The 16965-nt window shown below is 31.0% G+C and carries 17 protein-coding genes; 1 reads left to right on the top strand and 16 read right to left on the bottom strand.

Annotated elements, in window-relative coordinates; all coding sequences use genetic code 11:
• Positions 1 to 14: 14 nt before the first annotated feature.
• Together DYA59_RS00560 and DYA59_RS00555 are read right to left on the bottom strand one after the other, a co-directional pair.
• Entirely contained in the window at positions 15 to 866 is an 852-nt protein-coding gene (locus tag DYA59_RS00560; protein ID WP_115268340.1) for a MurR/RpiR family transcriptional regulator, read from the bottom strand.
• Positions 867 to 960: 94 nt separating this feature from the next.
• Complete coding sequence (locus DYA59_RS00555; RefSeq protein ID WP_115268338.1) at positions 961 to 1188, bottom strand: hypothetical protein; 228 nt, start codon at positions 1186 to 1188, stop codon at positions 961 to 963.
• A 162-nt stretch (positions 1189 to 1350) separates the two neighbouring features.
• Here DYA59_RS00555 and DYA59_RS00550 point away from each other — a divergent pair, with 162 nt between their 5' ends.
• Positions 1351 to 2040: a helix-turn-helix domain-containing protein gene (locus DYA59_RS00550; RefSeq protein ID WP_115268336.1), complete on the top strand. Its 690-nt coding sequence runs from the start codon at positions 1351 to 1353 to the stop codon at positions 2038 to 2040.
• A gap of 120 nt (positions 2041 to 2160) precedes the next feature.
• On the opposite strand, the gene DYA59_RS00545 is transcribed toward DYA59_RS00550, so the two are convergent.
• From DYA59_RS00545 to rpsL, 14 genes are all read right to left on the bottom strand, one after another.
• Positions 2161 to 3867, bottom strand: coding sequence for an ABC transporter ATP-binding protein (locus DYA59_RS00545; RefSeq protein WP_115271410.1), 1707 nt, complete (start codon positions 3865 to 3867; stop codon positions 2161 to 2163).
• 52 nt (positions 3868 to 3919) lie between these two features.
• Positions 3920 to 4816, bottom strand: a complete 897-nt coding sequence (era, locus tag DYA59_RS00540; protein ID WP_115268334.1) for a GTPase Era — start codon at positions 4814 to 4816, stop codon at positions 3920 to 3922.
• Positions 4817 to 5608: a tyrosine-type recombinase/integrase gene (locus tag DYA59_RS00535; protein ID WP_115268332.1), complete on the bottom strand. Its 792-nt coding sequence runs from the start codon at positions 5606 to 5608 to the stop codon at positions 4817 to 4819.
• Between the two features lies 1 nt (position 5609).
• On the bottom strand, positions 5610 to 7277 hold the full coding sequence (recN, locus tag DYA59_RS00530; protein ID WP_115268330.1) for a DNA repair protein RecN: 1668 nt from the start codon (positions 7275 to 7277) through the stop codon (positions 5610 to 5612).
• Entirely contained in the window at positions 7271 to 8068 is a 798-nt protein-coding gene (locus tag DYA59_RS00525; protein ID WP_115268328.1) for an NAD(+)/NADH kinase, read from the bottom strand. Before DYA59_RS00525 ends, recN begins: the two co-directional genes overlap by 7 nt.
• Positions 8069 to 8085: 17 nt before the next feature.
• Positions 8086 to 9165 carry a murein hydrolase activator EnvC family protein gene (locus tag DYA59_RS00520; protein ID WP_115271408.1) on the bottom strand — a complete coding sequence of 360 codons (1080 nt, stop codon included), beginning with the start codon at positions 9163 to 9165 and terminating at the stop codon, positions 8086 to 8088.
• An 8-nt stretch (positions 9166 to 9173) separates the two neighbouring features.
• A complete protein-coding gene (locus tag DYA59_RS00515; protein WP_115268326.1) occupies positions 9174 to 10034 on the bottom strand; it encodes a permease-like cell division protein FtsX in 861 nt (286 codons plus the stop codon).
• Between the two features lie 82 nt (positions 10035 to 10116).
• Entirely contained in the window at positions 10117 to 11046 is a 930-nt protein-coding gene (locus DYA59_RS00510) for a transketolase family protein (protein ID WP_115268324.1), read from the bottom strand.
• The gene (locus DYA59_RS00505) at positions 11046 to 11867 is read right to left on the bottom strand and encodes a transketolase (protein ID WP_115268322.1); all 822 of its coding nucleotides are present in this window, start codon (positions 11865 to 11867) and stop codon (positions 11046 to 11048) included. The genes DYA59_RS00510 and DYA59_RS00505 overlap by 1 nt, the downstream gene beginning before the upstream one ends.
• 91 nt (positions 11868 to 11958) lie before the next feature.
• Entirely contained in the window at positions 11959 to 12552 is a 594-nt protein-coding gene (locus tag DYA59_RS00500) for a hypothetical protein (RefSeq protein ID WP_115268320.1), read from the bottom strand.
• Positions 12553 to 12628: 76 nt separating this feature from the next.
• The gene (gene tuf / locus DYA59_RS00495) at positions 12629 to 13813 is read right to left on the bottom strand and encodes an elongation factor Tu (protein ID WP_115268318.1); all 1185 of its coding nucleotides are present in this window, start codon (positions 13811 to 13813) and stop codon (positions 12629 to 12631) included.
• A gap of 98 nt (positions 13814 to 13911) precedes the next feature.
• On the bottom strand, positions 13912 to 15993 hold the full coding sequence (gene fusA / locus DYA59_RS00490) for an elongation factor G (RefSeq protein WP_115268316.1): 2082 nt from the start codon (positions 15991 to 15993) through the stop codon (positions 13912 to 13914).
• Between the two features lie 53 nt (positions 15994 to 16046).
• Complete coding sequence (gene rpsG / locus DYA59_RS00485; protein ID WP_115268314.1) at positions 16047 to 16517, bottom strand: 30S ribosomal protein S7; 471 nt, start codon at positions 16515 to 16517, stop codon at positions 16047 to 16049.
• A gap of 24 nt (positions 16518 to 16541) precedes the next feature.
• The gene (rpsL, locus tag DYA59_RS00480; protein ID WP_115268312.1) at positions 16542 to 16910 is read right to left on the bottom strand and encodes a 30S ribosomal protein S12; all 369 of its coding nucleotides are present in this window, start codon (positions 16908 to 16910) and stop codon (positions 16542 to 16544) included.
• Between the last annotated feature and the right edge of the window lie 55 nt (positions 16911 to 16965).

Genomic DNA, 16965 nt, shown 5'->3' with positions numbered 1-16965 from the left:
TTTTTCCTCCAATATTATTTATCTATATATATATTAAATCTATCTGTAATCTCTTTTAATTTATCTAATTTCTTTACTGTATTTTCCTTATCTTCTATTCCTAATTTAACTAATAAAGCGTTAATTATAACAGTTCCAGGAACAAAAGTATAAGCTCTTTCACCATTTTTTGTCGTCAAAACTAAATCAGAAATATTACCTAGTGTAGAATCTTTTTTATCAGTTATTGTTATTACTTTATTCCCATGCTCTTTAAAAAACTCTGTAACTTGATAGGTAAAGTTTGTGTATGGATAGAATGATATAGTGAGTAGTAAATCATCTTGTTGAGTATAGAGTAACTTATCAGTAAAATCTGATGCTCCAGAAATCATTAACTCTACTCCTTCTCTAAATTCTTTTAACATAAAATAAAGATAGTAAGCTAAGGCATATGAACCTCTTGCCCCTAATACATAAAGCTTTCTACTTTTTTTTATCCACTCTACAGCTTTATCTAAACTTTTTTCAATTTCAAAAGTATCCATTTCTTGAAGTAATTCAATATTAGTATCTATCATATCCTTCAATACAGAACTACTATCTTCATTTTCGGTAATACTACTCTTTAAACCTTTCATATATGAAGTCTGTTGTTCGACCTCTTTTTGGAATATTTTCTGAAAATCTGGATAACCCTTAAACCCTAAATTTTTTGAAAATCTTGTTATCGTAGCTGGACTAGTTTGAGTTTCTTTAGCTAATTCATTGATTGAAATAAATGATATTATACTTTGATTATATTTTATATATTCAGCTATTTTTTTGAAACTTTTACTAAAAGAACTATAGTTTTCATCCAAATATCCCAATACTTTCTTTTTCATAATCTACCTCTCTTTGCTGACTTATCATTGTTTCTATAATATTTATTATATTCTATTCCAATAATAAATGCAAAATAATTTTTATTTAAGAGGCTTATATTGCTATCTTATTTTCATTAGATACTTCATTACTTAAATTATTATTAAAAATACTCTCTAAATATCTGAAAGTTTTATCTAAATTATTTGTTTTTATACTTACATCATTTCCAGAATATGAGAATTTTATATCGAATACTCTATTTCTACCAGTTACTTCACATATTAATTTTACATCTTTAAAAGATGTTTCCCATTTTTTATTTCTTATTAAAATTTTCATATATTCCTCCACTTTTTATATCTAAAAATAGATATCTATATTTATAAATATATATTATAACTATTTTTGTAATTTGTCAAGCTCCTTTATTTTTAAGTTTTCATTGATATTTCTAAAAAAATATATTATAATTATCTATATATAGAAAATTAGGAGGTAAAAATGGATTTTAAAACTTATTTGAGAGTTAAAAGAGAAGCTCTTGGAATTAGCCAAAATAAATTTGCAAAATTATCTGGAATTACTCAGTCATATTATAATAGTATCGAAAGAGGCGAGGTGAAAAACCCTCCTAGTGAAGAAGTATTAGATAAATTTACTAAAATTTTATTACTTACACCTCCAGAGAGTGAGAAGCTAAAATATCTGGCTGCCATAGAAAGAACACCAGCGATAATTTTAAATGAAATTAAAAGATTAGCTGATGAAAAAGAACTATCTAAAAGAAAAGTTATCAAAGATATTTCTAATAATAATATACTTATCCCTCTATTTTCTAGGATAAGTGCTGGTATTGGTACCATTACAGATGAAGAACCTATAGATTATATCTCTCTGCCAGGAATAAGAAATGCTGATAGTGTATTTGCTGTGAATGTAAAAGGAGATTCCATGGAGCCTACTATTAAAAATCAATCTATCATACTTTGTAGACAAGAAGACGAACTTAGAGATGGAGAAGTTGGAGCTTTTTTTCTTAATGGCGAATCTTTTGTTAAAAGGATAAAAGTTACAAAAAATTTCTTTGCCCTTTTGAGTGATAATCCCAATTATCAACCTATATATGTCTATCCTGAAGATGAGTTTAAGATCATTGGAAAAGTTTTAAAAGTAATTAATGATGTCAAATAATCTTTTATGATCTCTTTAGAAGTTAAATTTATCTAAGATAAAGAGCAAGTTAATCAGTACACTAAAATTTTAAAAACTAAATTTTTATTTTAGTGTTTATCTTTCTAACTTGCTCTTTTTCTACAATTGGTTCATGCTATGTAGTTTATAATAAAATCCTTTATTTTCTATAAGTTCTTGGTGAGTTCCTCGCTCTTCTATTCCATTATCAGTAAGAACTATTATCTCATCAGCTGATTGAATGGTTGATAATCTATGAGCAACAACTATTGTAGTTCTACCCTTACATAAATCTTCTAAAGATTTTTGAATAAGTCTTTCAGTTATATTATCTAATGCAGAAGTAGCCTCATCTAAAATTAATATTGGAGGATTCTTTAAGAATATTCTAGCAATTGCAATCCTTTGCTTTTGTCCTCCAGAAAGTTTTGTTCCTCTCTCTCCAACATTAGTGTCATATCCATCTGGCATCTGCATAATCAAATCATGGATATTTGCTTTTTTAGCTGCCTCTATTACCTCTTCATCCGTAGCATTAGTTTTTCCTATTAAGATATTCTCTTTAATAGTTCCTGTAAATAAAAATACATCTTGTTGAACTATTCCTATATTTTTTCTTAAAGACTCAACCTTTAAGTCATATATACTTTTACCATCTATTTTAATATCTCCACTATCAACAGTATAAAATCTTGGAATAAGATTACATAGAGTAGTTTTTCCTCCCCCGGATGGTCCTACTAATGCCAACATTTTTCCTTTTTCAATATTTAAGTTTATTCCTTCTAAAATTTTTTTATTTTCATAACTAAAACTTACATTTTCAAATCTAATCTCACCCTCTACACGTCCTACCTCTTTGGCATTTTCTCTATCCTTTTCTCTATCTACCTCAATAAGTTCTATAAATCTTTTAAATCCACTCATACCATTTTGGTATTGTTCTACAAAGGCAATTAATCTTTTTATAGGTTGAGTAAATATCTTAATATATAACAAATAAGCTAGAAAATCACCAATATTTATCTTTCCATAATATGTAAAGATTGCTCCAACTATAAGTACTGAATAATCTAACATATCAGTGAAAAATCCTACTCCTGCTGTATATTCTGCCATAACTTTATAAGAATATGATTTAGCTGTAACAAATTGTTGGTTTCCTTCTTCAAATCTCTCCTTTTCATCTTCATCTATAACAAAAGCTTTAGATACTCTTATTCCAGAGATACTATTTTGTAGTCTAGCATTTATATCACCAGTTTTTTCTCTAGTTTTTACAAATGAAGCCAAAAGTTTCTTCCTTTTATACATACTATACAAAATTATTATTGGTAATATACAAAAGACAATTATTGTAAGTACTACATTTATTCTTAATAAAACTACAAATGAACCTACTATCATAAAAAAAGATATAAATATATCTTCTGGACCATGATGAGCAAGTTCTGAGATATCTTGTAAATCATTTATAATTCTTGACATTATGCTTCCTGTTTGATTATTATCAAAATATTTTACAGGCAATTTTTGTAAATGTTCATATACATCTCTTCTCATATCAGCTTGCATACCTACACCGACTAAATGTCCCCAATATTGCATCCAATAAGCACACAACATTTTAATTAAATAAATAGTAATAAGTACAACTGCAAAAACTATTAAAAATCTAAATTCCCTATTAGGTATAACTTTATTTACAATATTTCTTGTGATCATAGGATATACTAAATCACACAGAGCTGATATAGTTGCTACCAATAGATCCATAAAAAATAGTTTTTTATATGGTTTATAGTATGTTATGAATTTCCTTAACATACCTTTTTCAATTTTTACATCACTCACTTTTTCTTACCTCTCCTATTTTTCTTTAGTTTTTCTCTTCCACATATCCCATCTCTTTTAAGAATGGTTTTTTCTTTCTCCAATCATCTTTTACCTTTACCCAAAGAGTTAGAAAAATAGGCTCTCCTATTAATTCCTCTATCTCATGCCTAGCCTCTTCTCCTATCTGTTTAAGTAATCTTCCACCTTTTCCTATTATGATACCTTTTTGAGAATCTCTTTCCACATAGATATTTATATCAAACTTATCCTTTCCCTTTTCTCTTTTTTCCACATTAAGTATCTCAATGGCTACAGAATGTGGAATCTCATCTCTAGTTTTAAGTAATATTTTTTCTCTTACTATCTCAGTTATAATCTTATATACAGAAATATCTGTATACATATCATCAGGATAATATTTTATTCCTTCTTCTAAAAATGGCTCAATTTCCTCTAATAACTTAGGAAGCCCAATAGCATATTGTCCAGATATTTCAACTATTCCATCAAAACTTCCGAGTTTCTCCTCTATCTCTTTCCTTTTAACTCTAAGTTGTTCCTCATTTAATTTGTCTATCTTGTTTATTACAAGTATTCTTGGAGTTCTTCTCGCCTCCTTTACCTTCTCCATCACAAACTGATCCCCAGTACTTATTTCCTGAGAGCCATCTAATATGAATAATATTATATCAACATCTTTTAGAACTCTTATAGCAGAGTTAGTCATATACTCTCCTAGTAGATGCTTTGCCTTATGTATTCCAGGTGTATCAATAAAAATATATTGGTTATCATTGAAATTTAAAATTCCCTTTATATTATCTCTAGTTGTTCCTGCTTTATCCGAAACTATTGCAACCTTCTCCGATACCAATTTATTTATAAGTGTGGATTTTCCTACATTTGGTCTTCCTACTACTGCTATAAATCCAGCTTTCATCTAATCATCTCCTATCCCTATTTTCATGTATTGCTCTCTTATTTTATCTAGAAATGAGATTCCTTGCTCATCACGAGTTTTCTCTTCAGCTATAATCTTTTTGATCATACTTGGAGAAATCTCTCTAGTGAGTTCAGCTCTCTTCCCATAATTCATAAATCTTACACGAAAACCTTCTCTAGTCAACTCCTGAAAAATTTTATTTCTGTTTATATACATTTTTGGCAGTAATTCTTCAGAAAAATGTCTAAGTTCTTTTGATAGTTCCTCACTTATTTTCTGATTTAAAATTTTTGTAGCAGAATGAATGCTTACTATCTCATAATTATATCTTTTAAGATTATCTTTTTCCAGGCTTAAAATATCTCCTATTTTAAATCCAGTCTCATATAATAATTTTATAACTATAGAATCTCTTTTTTCTTCATAACTATCTTGACATACATCTAGTATTCTTTTTAATTCCCAACCTTCTAATACCGCTGTAACTTTTTTTACTCTATTAGGTAACTCTATATTTTTTACTGGATTTTCATCTATTATCTTAGACTTTAAAAGATATTTATAGAAACTTTTTATAGAGCTTAGCTTTCTGTATATAGACATATCACTATATTTTTTTTTAAGTTCTTCTATATAATTAACTATATCTTGATTCTCTACATCTATTAGCTCTTTCCCTACAATAAAACCATCAAAGTCTTCTATATCCTTTCTATACAGCTCTAAAGTAGAAGAATTTATTCTCCCATTCTCCTTAGAATTTTTTAAAAACTCATTTATAAAATCCATACTATCTACTCTCTTTCAACAGTTCTTCAGCATGTTTTAATACAGCCTCGCTAATATTTTCTCCAGCTAACATCCTAGCTATTTCCTTTACTCGTCCTCTTTTATCTAACTTAGTAACAGTTGTAACTGTCTTTTTATCTATTGTATGTTTTTTGATATAGAACTGTTGATGAGCCTTAGCTGCAATAGCTGGCGAATGAGTTATAGATACCACTTGAGCATGCTCTCCTATCTCACGAAGTTTATCGGCTATTTTTCTAACTGTTTCTCCGCCTACACCTGTATCTATCTCGTCAAAAATTAATATAGGCACATTATCTACTCGAGAAAATATAACCTTAAGAGCTAACATTATTCTACTTACCTCTCCACCAGAAGCAATTTTCCACAGTGGTTTCATATCCTGTCCAACATTTGTAGATATTAATATTTCTACAACATCAGATCCATTTACTCCCATAACTTTACTATCATCTACCATAACATGAATTTGAGCATCTCCCATTTTTAAAAATTTTAATTCATCTTTTAAATTTCTTTCTATCTGTATAGCCTTTTCTTTTCTAAGTCTTCTAAGTTGATGAGCATTTTTCCAATACTCTTCCTCTATCTCCACTCTCTCCTTTTGAAGTTTTTGCACCTCAAAACTATCCTCCTCTAAAAGATTTATCTTATGTGCTATACTCTCCTTAAACTCTAATATCTCCTCTATTGTAGCCCCATATTTTAACTTCATTTTATTGATTATATCTAATCTTTCTACTACCTCTTGTAATCGTCTATCATCTATATCAATATCCTCATTAAGAGTGTCCATTATATCTATACAATCTTCTAATTCATAATAAACTTTTTCAAGTTTCTCTAAAAGTTCATTAAATTCTTCTCCATATTTACAAAGATTTTCTATATTTTTTCTGGAATTATAGATAAAGTGAAGAGCATTTAGCTCACCATCTCGTAAATAAAGAGATGAATTTTCTAATTTTTCTTTAATCTTCCCTGCATTAAAAAGCTTCCTATATTCATCTTCTAGAAAAGTATCCTCATTTTTTTTAGGATTTATTTTCTCTATCTCAGCTAACTGAAACTCATAGAACTCTTTTTTCTCTATAGCTTCTCTCCTATTTTTTTCTATATTTTCTATCTTATTATCTATCTCTTTAAATCTATTATAAAGTCTACTACTATTTTTTAAAAGTTCCTTTCCCTCTTCTTCTAAAAATTTATCCAAAAGCTTTATATGATTACTCTTATTAAGTAACATTTGATGAGAATGCTGACCTACTATATCTACAAGAGTCCCCATTATCTCTTTTAAAGTAGCAAGAGAGACTCTTATACCATTTACAAAAACCTTTCCTCTTCCATTTATATCTAGTGTTCTTCTAACAATTACCTCATTATCTTCTGCATCTATCTCAAACTTATGCAACAATTCTTCCCTTTGTTCATCATTTATTTCAAATACACCTTGAGCAGAAAGATTTTTTTCTCCTGTTCTTATCATATCGATAGTTGCTTTCTCTCCTATAAGGAGATTTATTCCACTCAGTATTATAGATTTTCCCGCCCCAGTCTCTCCAGTCAAAACTATAAACCCATCTTCAAATTCCAAATCAAGTTCATCTATTATAGCTAGATTTTCTATTTTAAGCTCTCTTAACATAGATTATCTCCCCATTTCAATTTTTCTCTAAGTACACTGTAATAATTTCTACTTTTTGGTATTACAAGTTTCAAAGTAAATTTAGAATACTCTATTCCTATATTTTCAGCACTTGTAATTCTCTTATTCGTCTGTCCATCTATAATCACTTGCCCTAATCTTTTTTCATCTTCTATTCGCATCTCAATTCTTTCATCACCACCTATCACTATAGGACGAGTACTAAGATTATGTGGAGCAATAGGAGTTATAACAGTTGCTCTCATATCTGATTTTAAAATTGGACCACCAGCTGACATAGAGTAAGCTGTTGATCCAGTAGGAGTAGCTACTATCACTCCATCTCCCTTATAAGTACACATATATTCTCCATTTGTTTTTAAGTTTACTCTCAAAAGTTTAGATGTAATACCAGCTTTAGAGAGTACTACTTCATTTAGTGCATAATATATCTGTCCCTCTATTTCAACCTCTAATATATGTCGTTTTTCATATTTAAATTTTCCATTTAAAAAATTCTCATATTCCTCTATCATATTCTCTTTTTTTATCTCTGTTACAAATCCTAGACTTCCTGCATTAATAGCAATTACATAAAGATTTCTCTTAAATATAAAACTTCTAAATGAACGCAATAAAGTCCCATCTCCACCTATTACTACTCCAAAATCTGCCTTACTTACTCTATCCACTATCTCTATTTTCCTAGTTTTAAAATACTCTATACTTTTTTTATATAACTCTTGAGCTAATGGCCTATCTTGATTATATATTATAAAAACTTTTTTCATCTCTCCTCCACTCCAAGTCACTTAAACATCGGGACAGGATCAATAGGCTTAAGATTAAATCTCAATTCATAATAAAGGTTTGGTTTTCCTTCTACTGATAATCCTAAAATTCCAATTTCTGCTCCCTGTTGTATCTGTTGATTAAGTTTTACTTTAGTAGCTATCAAGTTTCCATATACTCCTATCATATTATATCCATAGTCTATCATTACTACTTTTCCTAGTCCTTGAAATACATCAGCATATATTACTTTTCCTTTAGCAGAGGATTTTATTTTAGCTCCCATTCTTGCTTGTATCTCTATACCATTACTTGTAACTTCTTGTTGTTTTTTCTGATTAAATCTTACGACTATATTTCCATCTACAGGTTTTATTACTTTTCCCAATTTTGAATATGCTTGAGATTGATTTACTATTTTTTTATCTGTCTGAGTTCTAGAAACTATTATCTCTTTTATTTTCTTTTCTATTCTCTCTTTTTCTTTTTGAAGTGCACTTATACTTCTAACATGTCCACTTTTTTCTCTATTTAATTGAGCTATCAATCTACTTTGTTGAGCCTTTTTATTATCCATATTTTTTATATTCTGTGCTAACTTATTTCTAAGATCAGAAAGTTTTTTCTTTTCACTTTCTATGTTAGCCTTTACCTTCTGTATATCATTCTCTACATTTTTTATATACTCCATCTTTTGAAGATCTCCATACAAAAGATTTTTAAAATTTTTCCTTAAAATAGCATCTCTAATTATTTTATCTTCTCTTTCTTTTGAATATCTATTCCATGCTATTATCTTAGCTTTAAATTCTAACTTTTTCCTCTCCATCTCTTTAGAAGTAATACTTAAATTCTGACTTCCATAATCAATATTTTTAGTTACCGTCTTTATATCATTTAATATTTTTTCTCTCTCTTTAGCTATCTCTAAAATATCTCTTTCCGTTTCTAAAATCTGTTTTTCTATCTTCTGAGTTTGAGCATCTATATTTTTTATCCTAGAGTTTTTAGCGGCTATCTGCTTTTCTATATTTTTTATTTTCTGCTCCATATCAGTCACGCTATCCGCTATACTAAGAGTGGTCAACATCATCATTAAAATTATTACTTTCCATCTTCTACCCACTTGAACACCCCTATCTTTATAGGTTTTAACCAGATTAAAAAATTTATTATAAATATTATCCCAAGTTGTATAAATATTATCTCTTTTAAACTGAGCAGTAAATACCCATTACTTACCAAAAGTAAATGGTTCCTAAAATATATATATATATTAAAAAATATTAAAGTTCCTATGATCGACGCTGATGTAAATGGCAATAAATTAACACTTTTAGCTCTAGCTTTATTTACTTCATCATCCTTTATTACACCAACATTGTTAATATAATCAATTGAAATTGCACTATAAAATATATAATAAATAAGTGCTAAAACTGGGAGTATACACACCAAAAGAAGACTTAATGAAAGTATTTTATAAAATTTAAGCTGTCTCTCTTTATAATTAATATATTCTCCATCTACAAATACCTCTTTAATATTTTCATTATTTTCTAATTTAACTTGTATCCCCTCTATATTTATTGGCTTATCAAAAAATACTACTAAACTATCTGATAAAGGATTTTCTGCTTTTGGGATAGCTACATCTAATTGATATTGTAACTTTTGAAAAGCCTCCTCTTTAGATATATACCTTACCTGCTTTACCCCTTCTAATTTTAATATTTCTATCTCTAGTTTTTCCTTTTCTTCATCTGTTACGTTCTTATGAAAATCAGCAGTAAAAAAATATTCAGATTCTACCTTATTTTTTATAGAATCCACATTTATAAAAAAAGCTAGGAAAAAATTTAAAATGATAAAGGATAGAACTGTGAGTACAAATGTGCTCTTTTTTATCTGTATCTTAGTTTTTATAGTATTTTTTTCTTGTTTCATCAAATTAAAATTCTTCATATTCACCTCATCATCAAAAATTTTCTCTTAATAAAAGATGAGGACTGACCTAAAGGAGTTTTAGTGCCAGCCCTCCTAAAAATTACATATTTTCCTTAACCATGGCTACTAATTTAGCCGCTGTTAATTCATATTTTTCTAAAAGCTCATTAGCTTTTCCACTTTGTCCAAATTTATCATATATTCCTAATTTCTTAACTTTAGTAGGGTATACTTCTGATAAAAACTCAGACACTGCTGATCCTAATCCACCTATTACAGAGTGCTCCTCAGCTGTAATTATAAACTTAGTTTCCTTAGCTGCCCTTAAAATAGTCTCTCCATCTAATGGTTTTATTGTTCCTACATTTATTACCCTTACTGAAATTCCCTCTTGTGCTAATATATCTGCTGCTTTTAGAGCTTCTGCTGTCATAAGTCCTGTAGCTGCTATTGTAACATCATTTCCTTCTCTTACTGTGTTAGCTATTCCTATTTGAAAATCATATGTAGCTTCATCAAATATTGTTTCTACATCTAATCTTCCCATTCTAATATATACTGGTCCATTATATTCAGCTGCTGCAAATACCATTTTCTTTGTTTCTACTGCATCTGCTGGAGATAATACTACCATTCCTGGTATAGCTCTCATAAGTGCTATATCCTCTACTGATTGGTGAGAACCTCCATCTTCTCCTACTGATATTCCTGCATGAGTTGGAGCTATTTTTACATTTAATTTTGGATATGCAACTGTATTTCTTATTTGCTCAAATCCTCTTCCTGCTGCAAACATTGCAAAAGTAGAAGCAAATGCTATTTTCCCACAAGTAGCCAATCCTGCTGCTGTTCCTATTAAGTCAGCTTCTGCTATTCCCACATTGAAATGTCTTTCAGGAAATTTCTCTTGAAACAAGTTTGTCTTTGTTGATTTTGTAAGGTCAGCATCTAATACTACCACATCTTTATTCATTTGTCCTAATTCTACTAATGCTTCTCCATAAGCTTGTCTTGTAGATTTCTTACTCATTAATTACACCCTCCTAATTCTGCTAATGCTTTTTCAGTCTCCTCTTTTGTTGGAGCTACTCCGTGGAAACCACAAACATTCTCCATAAATGATACTCCCTTACCTTTTATAGTTTTAGCAATTACAATAGTTGGTTTTCCTTTTACTGTTTTAGCTTCATCTAAAGCATTTAATATTTCTTCAAAATTATGTCCATCTATCTTAATTACATTCCATCCAAATGCTTTCCATTTAGCATCTACAGGTTCTACACCCATAACTTTATCAACATTTCCATCTATTTGAAGATTATTAAAATCTAGAAAAGCACATACGTTATCAAGCTTATAATGAGCCGCAGTCATAGCAGCTTCCCAAATTTGTCCCTCTTGTAATTCACCATCCCCCAAGATGATATATGTTCTATATGAAAGTCCAGAAATTTTAGCATTCAAAGCCATTCCATTAGCAACAGATAATCCTTGTCCCAATGACCCAGTAGAAATTTCAATCCCTGGAACCTTTTTCATATCTGGATGTCCTTGAAAAATAGACCCATACTGTCTAAGTGTTAATAAACTCTCCTTATTAAAATAACCTCTTTCAGCTAAAGTTGCATATAAAGCAGGTGCTGCATGTCCTTTAGAAAGAATAAATCTGTCTCTGTTTTCCATTTTTGGGTTAGCTGGATCTATGTTCATTTCAGCAAAATACAAAGCTGTCAATATATCTGTTGCTGATAGTGATCCTCCTGGGTGTCCTGATTTAGCTTCACAAATCATTTTTACAATAGATTTTCTTATGTTTGTTGCTTTTACTTCTAGGTTTTTAATATCTCTCATCTGTTTACTTTTTCTCCTTTCAAAATATTTATACTCTTTTTAAATTATATTATTTTACCTCTAATATTGTCAAGAAAAGCTATGATTTTACTCAAAAAAACATAGATATTTTGCTAGTAATATAAAAAACTCCATCTCTAAATATATAAAACAATTCTTTATATTTTATACAGCCAATCATTAACCCCAAAATTATAAAAGAAAACAGTGGCCTAAATAATTTTTTCTCTTTTCTAGTATCTTTTAATATGCTAATTATTCCCAATATCCCCAAATAATAAAATTCCATCAATTTTTCGGTATAAGATATAGCTACCAAAATACTAGTTATAATTGAAAAAAGAAGTATCATCTTACTTATTTTAAGATTACAACTTATTTTTAAGATAGGTATTTTTATAAGAGCTCCCCCACCCCAAGCTTTAGGATATATATCATAAATAAAATGAAGAGCTAGAGCAAGTGAAAATCCTATTAAAAAATATCTAAAATTGTTACTTCCATCTTGTTCATATACTTTTATGAAAATCAACAGAATAAGAGGACTATGAGTTACTATACTCCTATGTTTCAATCTCATTTTAAAATCCCAATCAGGAAATTTTATTCCTAAAAAAAAAGCTGCAAATGAGATAAAAATACAAATTAATGGTACTTCATCTACAAATTCTATCAAAAACTCCATATCCTCTCCTTGAAAAAAGGAGAGCAGGTATCTGCTCTCCTTCAAAATACCCTATTCAGGTAATTTATTTAATCAATTACTTAAGGATTTCAGCAACTACTCCTGAAGCTACTGTTCTTCCTCCCTCTCTGATGGCAAATCTCAATCCTGTTTCCATTGCAATTGGGTGGATTAATTCTACTGTCATCTCTATGTTGTCTCCTGGCATTACCATCTCTACTCCTGCTGGTAACGCTATCGCTCCTGTTATATCTGTTGTTCTAAAATAAAATTGTGGTCTGTATCCTGAGAAGAATGGTGTATGTCTTCCTCCCTCTTCTTTTGTTAATACATATACCTCTGATCTAAAGTTTGTATGAGGTGTTATTGATCCTGGTTTTGCCAATACTTGTCCTCTTTCTACTTCCTCTTTCTTTGTTCCTCTTAATAGCGCCCCTATGTTATCTCCTGCTTGACCTTGATCTAGTAGTTTTCTAAACATCTCTACTCCTGTTACTGTAGTCTTAGCTGTGTCTTTGATTCCTACTATCTCTACTTCTTCTCCTACTTTGATTATTCCTCTTTCTACTCTTCCTGTTACTACTGTTCCTCTTCCTGTTATTGTAAATACGTCTTCGATTGGCATTAAGAATGGTTGATCTACTGCTCTTTCTGGAGTTGGAATGTACTCATCTACTGCATTCATTAATTCGATGATTTTATCAACCCATTGTTGCTCTCCATTTAATGCTCCTAATGATGATCCAGCTACTACTGGTACGTCATCTCCTGGGAATCCATATTCATTTAATAACTCTCTTACTTCCATTTCTACTAACTCTAATAACTCAGCGTCGTCTACCATATCAGCTTTATTTAAATATACTACGATATATGGTACTCCAACTTGTCTTGATAGTAGGATGTGCTCTCTTGTTTGAGGCATTGGTCCATCTGCTGCAGAAACTACTAGGATTGCTCCGTCCATTTGAGCTGCTCCTGTTATCATATTTTTTACATAGTCCGCGTGTCCTGGACAGTCAACGTGCGCATAGTGTCTTTTTTCTGTTTCGTACTCGATGTGAGCTGTGTTGATTGTGATTCCTCTTTCTTTTTCTTCTGGAGCTGCGTCGATATTATCGAAGTCAACTCTTTGAGCTAGTCCTAAGTCTGATAATACTTTAGATATAGCTGCTGTTGTTGTTGTTTTTCCGTGGTCAACGTGTCCGATTGTTCCAATGTTAACGTGCGGTTTGCTTCTTTCGAATTTTTCTTTAGCCATTTAAATTCTCCTCCTAAGGTTTTTTAAATTTATTATTAGTTGTGGTTGGTGCTAGGCACCAACCTTATTTATTTTTATTTTATAATCAACAAAGATTATTATTTTCCTCTTTGCTCTTGAATAGCTTTTTGGATTGAAGCTGGTACTTGAGTGTACTCAGAGAATTCCATTGAATAGTTAGCTCTTCCTTGAGATTTAGATCTTAAATCAGTTGCATATCCAAACATTTCTGATAAAGGTACTTTAGCAGTTATAATCTTAGCACCATTTCTATCAATCATTCCACCGATCATTCCTCTTCTAGAGTTCAAATCTCCAATGATATCTCCCATGTACTCTTCTGGAGTAGTTACTTCTACTTTGAATACTGGTTCAAGAATAATTGGATTAGATTTTGCAGCAGCTTGTTTTATAGCCATTGATCCTGCAACTTTGAAGGCCATCTCTGATGAGTCAACCTCATGGTATGATCCATCATATAGAGTTACTTTTACATCAACCATAGGGTATCCTGCAACAACTCCACTTTCAAGAGCTTCTCTACATCCTTTTTCAACTGCAGGAATATACTCTCTAGGGATAACTCCTCCAGTAATTTTGTTAACAAATTCGAAGTCTTTACCAGGATTTGGTTCAAGGATAATCTTAACATGTCCGTATTGTCCTCTTCCTCCTGATTGTTTAGCATATTTAACTTCTTGGTCAGTTGTTCCAAGTATTGTTTCTCTGTAAGCAACTTGTGGTTTACCTACTGTAGATTCAACTTTAAATTCTCTTTTCATTCTATCTACGATAATTTCAAGATGAAGTTCTCCCATTCCTGAAATAATAGTTTGTCCAGTTTCTTCATCAGTCTTAACTTTGAATGTAGGGTCTTCCTCAGCAAGTTTTGATAAAGCAATTCCCATTTTTTCTTGGTCTGCTTTTGTTTTTGGCTCAACAGCAACAGAGATAACTGGATCTGGGAACTCCATTTTCTCAAGAACGATTGGTGCATCTTCAGCACATAGAGTATCTCCAGTAGTAGTTTCTTTTAATCCCACTGCTGCAGCTATATCTCCACAGTAAACTGCATCAATTTCTTCTCTTTTGTTAGCATGCATTTGAAGAATTCTTCCCATTCTCTCTTTTTTACCTTTTGTAGAGTTTAGAACATATGATCCCTTCTCTACTATTCCTGCATACACTCTAAAGAATGTTAACTTTCCAACAAATGGGTCAGTCATAACTTTGAATGCTAAAGCTGCAAATGGAGCCTCATCAGACATCTCTCTGTCTATTTCAACAGAAGGATCTTTCATATCAGTTCCTTTAACCATCGCAACATCTGTTGGAGCTGGCATGTAATCAACAATAGCATCTAGCAATGCTTGAACTCCTTTGTTTTTGAACGCAGTCCCACAAGTTACTGGAACAATTACGTTATCTATTGTAGCTACTCTTAAAGCAGTTTTTATTTCCTCTTCAGAAATATCTTCTCCACCAAAGAACTTTTCCATTAACTCATCGCTAGTTTCAACAATTGATTCTAACATATGCTGTCTTAATTCTTCAGCTTGCTCTTTTAATTCTGCTCTGATTTCTCTTATTTCGAAGTTTTGTCCATTATCAGAATCGATCGGCCATACTACCTCTTTCATTTTTATTAAGTCAACTACTCCTTCGAAGTTATCCTCTGCTCCGATCGGTAATTGAATAGGTACAGGATTTGCTCCTAATTTTTCTTTAATATCATTTACACACATATTAAAGTCAGCACCAATTCTATCCATTTTGTTAAAAAATGCGATTCTTGGTACTTTATATTTATCTGCTTGTCTCCATACAGTTTCTGATTGAGGTTGTACTCCATCAACTGCCGAGAATACAGCAACAGCACCATCTAGAACTCTTAGAGATCTTTCAACCTCTACTGTAAAGTCCACGTGTCCTGGTGTGTCTATTATATTTATTCTATGACCTCTCCAGAAACAAGTTGTTGCAGCTGAAGTAATTGTGATTCCTCTTTCTTGCTCTTGCTCCATCCAGTCCATCGTAGCGGCTCCTTCGTGAACCTCTCCAATTTTATGCTCTACTCCTGTATAGAATAGGATTCTTTCAGTAGTAGTAGTTTTTCCAGCATCAATATGAGCCATGATTCCAACGTTTCTAGTCATATCTAACGAAACTTTCCTAGCCATTAAAATTCCCTCCTCGATTTCTTTAAAACGAATTATTTGTCTATACAGAATAATTAGATTTTGTAGTGTGCGAAAGCTCTGTTAGCCTCTGCCATTTTATATGTATCTTCTTTTTTCTTAATAGTAGCTCCCTCGTTGTTAGATGCTGCGATTAACTCTGCTGCTAACTTCTCGATCATACCATACTCTTTTCTTTGTCTTGTATAAATAGTTAACCATCTGATAGCTAATGTTTGTTGTCTATCTGCTTTAACTTCTACTGGTACTTGATAAGTAGCTCCTCCGATTCTTCTTGATCTAACTTCGATTTGTGGTTTGATATTTTCTAAAGCTTGTTTAAATACATCGTACCCCTCTTGACCAGTTTTCTCTTTTATTAAATCCATAGCTGAATAGAATATTCCCTCCGCTATTGCTTTTTTACCATCTAACATGATTGAGTTGATAACTTTAGTTACCACCTTATCAGAATATCTAGAATCAGGTAGTACATCTCTTTTTACTGCCGCTCTTCTTCTTGACATTTTTAACTGTTCACCTCCCTATAATTACGCTTTTTTAGCTCCATACTTAGATCTTGATTGTTTTCTCTTAGCAACTCCAGCTGTATCTAAAGCTCCTCTTATAACTTTATATCTAACCCCTGGTAAGTCTTTTGTTCTTCCTCCTCTTACAAGTACGATTGAGTGCTCTTGTAAGTTGTGTCCTTCTCCAGGAATATAACAAGTAACTTCGATTCCATTAGTTAATCTTACTCTGGCAACCTTTCTTAAAGCTGAGTTAGGTTTCTTAGGTGTAGTAGTATAAACTCTTACACATACTCCTCTTCTTTGTGGGTTTCCTTGTAATGCTGGTGATTTTTTCTTTTCTGATAGAGTATCTCTACCATTTTTTACTAATTGACTTAAAGTAGGCATTTTACCCTCCTTCCTATTTTTTTACTTATTTAAATTATTAACATAACTTAGATAT

It is taken from the genome of Fusobacterium necrogenes (assembly GCF_900450765.1).
Taxonomy (GTDB): Bacteria; Fusobacteriota; Fusobacteriia; order Fusobacteriales; family Fusobacteriaceae; genus Fusobacterium_A; species Fusobacterium_A necrogenes.
Note: the sequence above shows the minus strand (reverse complement) of the source record. Positions and strands in the feature narration are given on the sequence as shown.

What these genes read in the sequence shown, in the direction of transcription:
- DYA59_RS00560 (WP_115268340.1), bottom strand. Translation starts at nt 866, where the DNA reads ATGAAAAAGAAAGTATTGGGATATTTGGATGAAAACTATAGTTCTTTT.
- DYA59_RS00555 (WP_115268338.1), bottom strand. Translation starts at nt 1,188, where the DNA reads ATGAAAATTTTAATAAGAAATAAAAAATGGGAAACATCTTTTAAAGAT.
- DYA59_RS00550 (WP_115268336.1), top strand. Translation starts at nt 1,351, where the DNA reads ATGGATTTTAAAACTTATTTGAGAGTTAAAAGAGAAGCTCTTGGAATT.
- DYA59_RS00545 (WP_115271410.1), bottom strand. Translation starts at nt 3,867, where the DNA reads ATGTTAAGGAAATTCATAACATACTATAAACCATATAAAAAACTATTT.
- era (WP_115268334.1), bottom strand. Translation starts at nt 4,816, where the DNA reads ATGAAAGCTGGATTTATAGCAGTAGTAGGAAGACCAAATGTAGGAAAA.
- DYA59_RS00535 (WP_115268332.1), bottom strand. Translation starts at nt 5,608, where the DNA reads ATGGATTTTATAAATGAGTTTTTAAAAAATTCTAAGGAGAATGGGAGA.
- recN (WP_115268330.1), bottom strand. Translation starts at nt 7,277, where the DNA reads ATGTTAAGAGAGCTTAAAATAGAAAATCTAGCTATAATAGATGAACTT.
- DYA59_RS00525 (WP_115268328.1), bottom strand. Translation starts at nt 8,068, where the DNA reads ATGAAAAAAGTTTTTATAATATATAATCAAGATAGGCCATTAGCTCAA.
- DYA59_RS00520 (WP_115271408.1), bottom strand. Translation starts at nt 9,165, where the DNA reads ATGATGATGTTGACCACTCTTAGTATAGCGGATAGCGTGACTGATATG.
- DYA59_RS00515 (WP_115268326.1), bottom strand. Translation starts at nt 10,034, where the DNA reads ATGAAGAATTTTAATTTGATGAAACAAGAAAAAAATACTATAAAAACT.
- DYA59_RS00510 (WP_115268324.1), bottom strand. Translation starts at nt 11,046, where the DNA reads ATGAGTAAGAAATCTACAAGACAAGCTTATGGAGAAGCATTAGTAGAA.
- DYA59_RS00505 (WP_115268322.1), bottom strand. Translation starts at nt 11,867, where the DNA reads ATGAGAGATATTAAAAACCTAGAAGTAAAAGCAACAAACATAAGAAAA.
- DYA59_RS00500 (WP_115268320.1), bottom strand. Translation starts at nt 12,552, where the DNA reads ATGGAGTTTTTGATAGAATTTGTAGATGAAGTACCATTAATTTGTATT.
- tuf (WP_115268318.1), bottom strand. Translation starts at nt 13,813, where the DNA reads ATGGCTAAAGAAAAATTCGAAAGAAGCAAACCGCACGTTAACATTGGA.
- fusA (WP_115268316.1), bottom strand. Translation starts at nt 15,993, where the DNA reads ATGGCTAGGAAAGTTTCGTTAGATATGACTAGAAACGTTGGAATCATG.
- rpsG (WP_115268314.1), bottom strand. Translation starts at nt 16,517, where the DNA reads ATGTCAAGAAGAAGAGCGGCAGTAAAAAGAGATGTACTACCTGATTCT.
- rpsL (WP_115268312.1), bottom strand. Translation starts at nt 16,910, where the DNA reads ATGCCTACTTTAAGTCAATTAGTAAAAAATGGTAGAGATACTCTATCA.